Here is an 8,467-nt window from a genome sequence, read left to right as displayed (position 1 = left end):
GAGGCCGGGGGTGGTCCGGTCGAGGGTGTGGTGGTGCGTGCGGAGGATCCGGCGTACGTGATCTACACGTCCGGTTCGACGGGCGTTCCCAAGGGCGTGGTCGTCACGCATTCGGGCATCGGCGCCATGGTCGCCCAGGCCAAGAAGTACGGCTACGGCCCGGGCAGCACCGTGCTCCAGTTCGTCTCGCCGAGCTTCGACATCTCCTTCTGGGACCTGTGCTCCGCGCTGCTGACCGGCGGCTGCCTCCTGGTCCCCACGGGCGACGAGACGGTGCCGGGACCGGCCCTGGAAGCCCTGATGGCCGAGCACGCCCCGACCCACGCCGTCATTCCGCCCGCAGTGCTCAAGACCCTCTCCCAGGAGGCCATGGCCTCCGTGCACACGCTCTTCGCCGCGGGCGAGGCATCCGACGCGGAGCTGGCCGATCGCTGGTCCCGCGGCCGCAGGCTCCTCAACGGCTACGGCCCGACCGAGACCACCGTCTGCGCCACCATCGGAGAGCGCACCTCGGGCGGCTCCGTTCCCCCGATCGGCCGCCCCATCTACGACACCCAGGTGTACGTACTCGACGACCGGCTCCACCTGACACCCCCCGGAGTCCCCGGCGAGCTGTACATATCCGGCGCGGGGCTTGCCCGCGGCTACCTGGGCCGCCCCGACCTGACCGCGGAGCGCTTCGTCGCCTCGCCCTTCGGCGCGCCCGGCAGCCGCATGTACCGCACCGGCGACGTGGTGCGGTGGAACGCCGACGGCGAACTGGAGTACCTCGCCCGGGCCGACGACCAGGTCAAGGTCCGTGGCTTCCGCATCGAACTCGGCGAGATCGAGGCCGAGCTGGTGCGCCACCCGGCCGTCCGCCACGCGTCGGTCGTGGTCCGCGAGGACACCCCGGGCGACAAGCGCCTGGTCGGCTACGTCGTGCCCCGGACCCCAGAGCCCGGGAACCGGGACGCCACGGGCGAGGACAAGCAGGTCGACGACTGGCAGTCGATCTACGAGTCCATGTACGCGGACCTCCCGCCGGCGCCGTTCGGCGAGGACTTCTCGGGCTGGCACAGCAGCTACGACGGACAGCCCATCCCGGTCGAGGAGATGCGCGCCTGGCGGGCCGAGGCCGTCGACCGGGTGCGTGAACTCGCCCCCCGCAGGGTCCTGGAGATCGGTGTGGGCAGCGGCCTGATCCTCTCCCGGCTGGCACCCCACACCGAGGAATACTGGGCGACCGACTTCTCCCCGAGCGTCATCGACCGCCTCCGTGCCGAGATCGTCGAACGGCCCGATCTCGCCGACAGGATCACCCTGCACTGCCGGGCCGCGCACGAACTCGACGGTCTGCCCGAGGGCCACTTCGACACCGTCGTGATCAACTCCGTGGTGCAGTACTTCCCGAGCGCCGACTACCTCGCGGACGTGCTGCGGGCCGTGGGACGGCTGGTGGCGCCCGGGGGCTCGGTGTTCATCGGTGACGTACGCAACCTCCGTCTGCTGAACACCATGCGGACCGAGATCCAGCTCGGTGCCGCCGACGCGGACGCCGACGCCGCCACGTTGCGGCGCGCCGTGGAACAGGACCTGGCCCGCGAGAACGAACTCCTCGTCGACCCGGACTACTTCACCGCTCTCACCCGCACCCTCCCGGAATGGGCCGCGGCGGAGATACGGCTCAAGTCGGGGACCGGAAGCAACGAACTGACCCGCTACCGCTACGACGTGGTGCTGCGCGCCCACACCGAGGCCCCGGCCGACGAGGACGGCGGGACCGTGCTCCGCTGGGGCTCCGGGATCAGCGGCGAGGCGGACCTCGTCGCACGCCTCGCGGACGCGACCGCGGAGCCGCTGCGCGTGATCGGCGTGCCCAACGCCCGCGTGGCCGCCCAGTTCGCGGCGGCTGCCGCGCTGCACGTCGACGGGGACCGCGCACGGGCACGGGAGCGGCTCCGCGCGCCCCTCGGCGACGCCGTCGAGCCGGCCCACTGGGAGGAGCTCGGCGAGCGCTTCGGCCGCCGGGTCGTGGTGTCGTGGTCGGCCCTCGGCGACGACCTGTTCGACGCGGCTTTCGTGGACCGTGCCCAGGACCGCCCCGGCGAGCCCGTGGCACCCGTACGGCCGCAGGCGACGGCGGGCGCCGAACACGCCGCCGGGGGCCAGAAGGCGTGGACCAACACTCCGGCCGCCACGGACCGGCCGGGCGTCGCGGCCAAGGAACTGCAGCAGCACCTGCGGGAGCGGCTGCCCGACTACATGGTGCCGTCCGCCTTCGTCGCGCTGGAGGCACTGCCGCTGACCCCCAACGGCAAGCTGGACCGCAAGGCCCTGCCCGTGCCCGATGCCGGTCCCTCCCTCACCGGACGGCCGCCGCGGACGCCGCAGGAAGAGATCCTGTGCGGGCTCTTCGCCGAGGTGCTCGGCCTGCCGGCGGTGGGCGTCGACGACAGCTTCTTCGACCTCGGCGGACACTCCCTGCTCGCCACCCGTCTGCTCAGCCGGATTCGCTCCGTGCTGGGCGCGGAGCTGGAGGTCCGGCAGCTGTTCGAGGCGCCGACCGCGGCCCGTCTCGCCGGGGTGCTGCTGGGCTCCGGACGCGCCCGTGCCGCGCTGCGCAGGGCGGAGCGACCCGACCGGGTGCCGATGTCCTTCGCACAGCGCAGGCTGTGGTTCCTGCACCGCCTCGAAGGGCCGAGCGCCACGTACAACATGCCGCTCACGCTGCGGCTGACCGGCACCCCGGACGTCGAGGCACTGCGGCTGGCGCTCGGCGACCTCGTGGTCCGGCAGGAGACCCTGCGCACGGTCTTCCCCGACGTCGACGGCACCGCCCATCAGCTCGTCCTGGACGCCGCTTCGGCGACGCCCGAGCTGCGGATCGCCCACGTCGGTGCCGACGAGACGCACGGCGCCCTGACCGAAGCGGCGCGCCACGCCTTCGACCTGTCGGCCGAACCACCGCTGCGCACCCACCTGTTCGTCGTCGACCCGCGCGACGGCGCCCCGCGGGAGCACGTCCTGCTGCTGGTCCTGCACCACGTGGCGGCCGACGGCTGGTCGATGGCGCCCCTCGCCCGCGACCTGGCCACCGCTTACGCGGCCAGGTGCACGGGCAGGGAGCCGCAGTGGAGCGGGCTGCCGGTGCAGTACACCGACTACACGCTCTGGGAGCGGGACCTGCTCGGGGACGAAGGCGACCCCGACAGCCTGATTTCCCGTCAGCTCCACTACTGGTCCGGCGCGCTCGCCGGGCTCCCCGAACGTCTCGACCTGCCCACCGACCGCCCCCGCCCCGCGGCGGCGAGCCACGCGGGCGACGTGCTCGACTTCAGTGTCGAGCCGGAACTGCACCGCGCACTGCAGGAGTTGACACGTGAGCGTGGCGCCAGCCTCTTCATGGTGCTCCAGGCGGGCCTCGGAGCCCTCCTCACCCGGCTCGGCGCGGGGACCGATGTCCCGCTCGGCGCACTGGTCGCGGGGCGCAACGACGAGGCGGTCGAGGAGCTCGTCGGATTCTTCGTGAACACGCTGGTCACCCGGGTCGACACCGCGGGCAACCCGACCTTCGGGGAACTCCTGGACCGGGTACGGGAGACGGACCTTGCGGCGTACGCCCACCAGGACGTGCCCTTCGAGCACCTGGTGGAGAGGCTCAACCCGGTGCGCTCGGCCGCCCACCACCCGCTGTTCCAGGTCATGCTGGCCCTGCAGAACGCCCCCGAGGTGGCCTTCGAACTGCCCGGGCTCCAGGCGCGCGTCGAGCGCATCGACACCGGAACGTCCCGCTTCGACCTCACGTTCAGCGTCAGCGAGCGGCACACCGACAGCGGTACGGCCGCCGGGATCGACGGATTCGTCGAGTACCGCACCGACCTCTACGACCGCGCCACCGTGCGCACACTGGTCGATCGATGGCTGCGCCTGCTGGCCGCCGCGGTCGCCGACCCCGGCAGGCGCATCGGGGAGCTGCCCGTTCTCCGCGAGGAGGAGTACGTCACCACGCTGGCGGCCGCCGAGGGCGCCCGGTCCGGCGTACGGGCCATGACACTGCCCGGCCTGTACGAGGAGCAGGCCCGGCGCACCCCCGGGCGGACCGCGCTCGTCTGCGGCCGCACCCGGCTGACGTACAGGGAGCTGCACCGCGACGCCAACGCGCTGGCGCACGAGCTCATCGGCCGGGGCGTGGGCCCCGAGACCGTGGTGGCGCTGTCCATGCCCCGCTCCGCGGACCTCGTGGTCGCCCTGCTCGCCGTCGCCAAGGCGGGCGGCGCCTACCTGCCCGTTGACCCGGAGTACCCCGCCGAGCGCATCGCCCTCATGCTCGACGATGCCGCACCGCACCTCGTCCTCACCACCGAGGCCGTCGCCGCGCGGCTGCCCGGACAGGCGCCGCGGATGATCCTGTCCGACGCGATCCTGGCGGGCGTGCGCTCGTCCCGCCCGGCGACCGACCCGACGGACACCGACCGGCAACAGCCGCTTCGCCTGGACCACCCCGCGTACCTGATCTACACCTCGGGTTCCACGGGTGTCCCCAAGGGCGCGCTGGTGACCCACCGGGGCCTGGCCGCGCTGGCCGCCACCCAGCAGGAGCGCTTCGGGCTCGGGGAGGACAGCCGGGTCCTGCAGTTCGCGTCGGCCAGCTTCGACGCCATGGTCATGGAACTCCTCATGGCCCTCACGACCGGTGGCGCGCTCGTCGTGCCCCGCGAGGGCGGACTGCTCGCCGGCGACGAACTGGCCGGGACGCTCGCCGCGGAGCGCATCACCCATGCGCTCGTCCCGCCCTCCGTGCTGCGCCACCTGCCGGACACCGGAGGACTCCTGCCGGGGACGCTGATCGTGGGCGGCGAGGCCTGCCCGCCCGACCTGGCCGCCCGCTGGTCCACCGGCCGGAACCTGGTCAACGCCTATGGCCCCACCGAGGCCACCGCCTGTGTGGCCACCAGCGATCCCGTCAGCGGGGGCGGTGCGCCGCCGCTCGGCAGGCCGGGTGCGGACACGCGGCTGCGGGTCCTGGGAAGCGCCCTGGAGGCGGTCCCGAACGGCGTGATCGGGGAACTGTACGTCGCGGGCGAAGGACTCGCCCGCGGCTACCTGGGCCGGGCCGGACTGACCGCCGAACGGTTCGTCGCCGACCCCTACGGCGTGCAGGGGGAGCGGATGTACCGCACCGGTGACCTCGTCCGCCGCGACGCCGAGGGGATCCTGGAGTTCGTGGGCCGTGCCGACGACCAGGTCAAGATTCGCGGTTTCCGCATCGAACCCGGGGAGATCGAGGCGGCACTGGCGGCGCACCCCGGCGTCGCGCAGGCCGCCGTCACCGTGCACGAGGACGCGTCGAGGGGACGCCATCTCGCCGCGTACGCGGTGGCGTCCGACGGCGGAATCCTCGACGCGCACGAACTGCGGCGGTATTTGAACGGTGCGCTGCCCCGGCACATGGTGCCCGCGGCGGTCGACGTGCTGCCCGCGTTCCCGCTCATGCCCAACGGCAAGCTGGACCGCAAGGCCCTGCCGGAGCCCCGGTACGGGGCGAACACGCCCGTCCACGATTCCGGCAGTGCCCAGGAGGACGTCCTGTGCACGCTCTTCGCGGACGTGCTGGGCGTGCCCCGGGTGGGTGCCGACAGCAGCTTCTTCGACCTGGGCGGGCACTCTCTGCTGGCAACCCGGCTCGTCAGCCGCGTCCGCTCGGTCTTCGGAGCAGAGCTGACGGTTCGTCACCTCTTCGAGACGCCCACCCCGGCCGGTCTGGCCGCTTTCCTGATGACGTCCGGCAGGCCCCGTACGGCGCTGGCGCCGATGCGACGCCCGCAGGAGGTTCCGCTGTCCTACGCCCAGCGGCGGCTGTGGTTCCTGCACCGCCTCGAAGGGCCGAGCCCCACGTACAACATCCCCCTGGTGTGGCGCCTGACCGGCGAGCCGGACCGGGACGCCATCGCCCGGGCGCTGCGGGACGTGGTGGTCAGGCACGAGTCGCTGCGCACGCTCTTCCCCCTGGACGACGGCACACCGCGGCAGGAGATCCTGTCCGCCGAAGCAGCCGGGCCCCCACTGCGGACCACCCGCACCACAGCCGCCGAACTGCCTTCGGCGCTGGCCGCCGCGGCCCGCTACGGCTTCGACCTGTCCGGCGAACTCCCGCTCCGGTCGGAGCTCTTCGACCTCGGAGAGGGCGAGTACGTGCTGCTGGTGCTGATGCACCACATCGCCGCCGACGGCTGGTCCATGGCCCCGCTCGCCCGGGATCTGGCGGCGGCGTACGCGGCGCGCTGTGCGGGGCGGGCTCCCGAGTGGCAGCCGTTGCCCGTGCAGTACGCGGACTACACGCTGTGGCAGCGCGAGCTGCTCGGCGACCCCGCCGACCCCGACAGCCTCATGGGCGAACAGGTGGACTACTGGCGCAAGACGCTGAGCGGACTGCCGGAGCAACTGGCCCTGCCCTACGACAGGCCCCGGCCCGCGGTCGCCTCGCACCGCGGTGACGGTGTGCTGTTCGACCTGGACGGCGAACTGCACAGCCGCCTCGCGGCCCTGGCGCGCAGCACCGGATCCAGCCTCTACATGGTCCTCCAGGCGGGCCTCGCCGCGCTGCTCACGCGGCTCGGCGCGGGCACCGACATCCCGCTCGGTGGCGCCATCGCCGGCCGTACCGACGAGGCGACGGAGAACCTCGTCGGGTTCTTCGTCAACTCGCTGGTGCTGCGCGTGGACACCTCCGGCGACCCCACCTTCAGTGAACTCGTGGGCCGGGTCAGGGAGACGGACCTCGCGGCGTACGCCCACCAGGACGTGCCGTTCGAGCACCTGGTGGAGGAGCTGAACCCGACCCGGTCCGCCGGGCACCACCCGCTCTTCCAGGTCATGCTGGCACTGCAGAACGCGCCGAGCGACGCGTTCGAGCTGGCCGGACTGAAGGTCGTCCAGGACAGCACCCGTACGGGCACGTCGCGGTTCGACCTGTTCTTCAGCCTCACGGAGCTGGAGTCCGAGCACGCGCAGCACGCGGGCCTCACCGGATTCGTCGAGTACAGCACCGACCTGTTCGACCACGGAACGGTCCAGGCGCTGGTCGAGCGATGGCTGCACCTGCTGGGAAGGATGGCGGAGACCCCGCAGAGCCGACTGGGCTCGTTCGAACTGCTGAACGGCGACGAGCGCAGGCGTCTGATGACCGTCGGGACCGGACCCGGGACCCCGGCTCCCGAGCTTCCCCTGACGGAGCTGTTCCGTGCCCAGGCGGCGCGCACGCCCGGGGCCCCGGCCCTGGTCTGCGGGGAAACCGTCCTGAGCTACATGGAGGTGAACGCCGCGGCCAACAGGCTCGCCCACCGGCTGAGGCGGGCGGGGATCGGCACGGAGGACGTCGTCGGCCTGGCCGTGACGCGTTCCGCCGAGGCGATCGTGGCCCTGCTCGCCGTGCTCAAGGCAGGGGCCGCCTACCTGCCGCTGGACCCGCGCCGTCCCGCCGCGCAGCTTCGGCAGATGCGGGACGCGACCGGCATGAAGCTGCTGCTCTGCGACCGGGCTTCGACCATTCCGGAGCAACTGCAGGTCCTGGAGCCCCTGTTGGTCACGCCTGCCGACCTGACGCCGGGGACGGGGGAACACGGGGACGACGCCGACCTTCCGGTGCGGGTCTTCCCCCACCAGCTTGCCTACATCATGTACACCTCCGGCTCGACCGGCGTGCCGAAGGCCATCGCGGTGACCCACGCCGACGTGGCGGCGCTCGCCCAGGACCCGGCGCTGCGCTTCGCGAACGAGCGGGTGCTGCTGCACTCGCCGCTCGCCTTCGACGCCTCGACCTACGAGCTGTGGGTGCCGTTGCTGACCGGTGGTCAGGTGGTGGTGGCGCCCGAGGGCAGGGTCGACGCCGAGGTGCTGCGGCGGGTGATCGTCGAGCACGGGGTCACCTCGCTGTGGATGACCGCCGGCCTCTTCGGGGTCGTCATGGACGAGGCCGCCGACTGCCTGACGGGCGTGCGCCAGGTGCTGGCGGGCGGTGACGCCGTACCGCCCGCGGCCGTGCGGCGGCTGGCCGAGGTGTGCCCGGACGCCGTCTTCGTCAACGGCTACGGCCCCACCGAGACCACGACCTTCGCCACGCGCCACGTCCTCGGCGCCCCGCACGCCGTCGCCCACACCGTGCCGATCGGGCGGCCCCTCGCGGGCAAGCGGGTGTACGTGCTGGACGAGCAGTTGCGGCTGGTACCGCCGGGTGTGGCGGGGGAGCTCTATGTCGCAGGGGCCGGGCTGGCCCGCGGCTATCTCGACCGGCCCGCCCTGACCTCGGAGCGCTTCCTGGCCGATCCGTTCGGGGCCCCGGGCGACCGGATGTACCGCACCGGTGACCGCGTTCGCTGGAACGGCGACAACGACCTGGAGTTCGTGGGTCGTGTTGATGATCAGGTGAAGGTTCGGGGTTTTCGGGTTGAGCCGGGTGAGGTGGAGGCTGCTTTGGGGCGGCATCCGG

The 8,467-nt window shown here is 72.7% G+C and carries 1 protein-coding gene; it reads left to right on the top strand.

Features of this window, described 5'->3' with window-relative positions; genetic code table 11:
- Positions 1-57: 57 nt before the first annotated feature.
- Positions 58-8,467: amino acid adenylation domain-containing protein (locus ABZZ04_RS38975; RefSeq protein ID WP_356936983.1), on the top strand; the 8,410-nt coding region annotated here is incomplete at its 3' end.

Origin of the sequence: Streptomyces sp. NPDC006435 (assembly GCF_040612315.1) — a bacterium.
GTDB lineage: Bacteria > Actinomycetota > Actinomycetes > Streptomycetales > Streptomycetaceae > Streptomyces.
The sequence above is the reverse complement of the archived record's forward strand: the minus strand, read 5'-3'. Positions and strand labels throughout refer to the sequence as shown.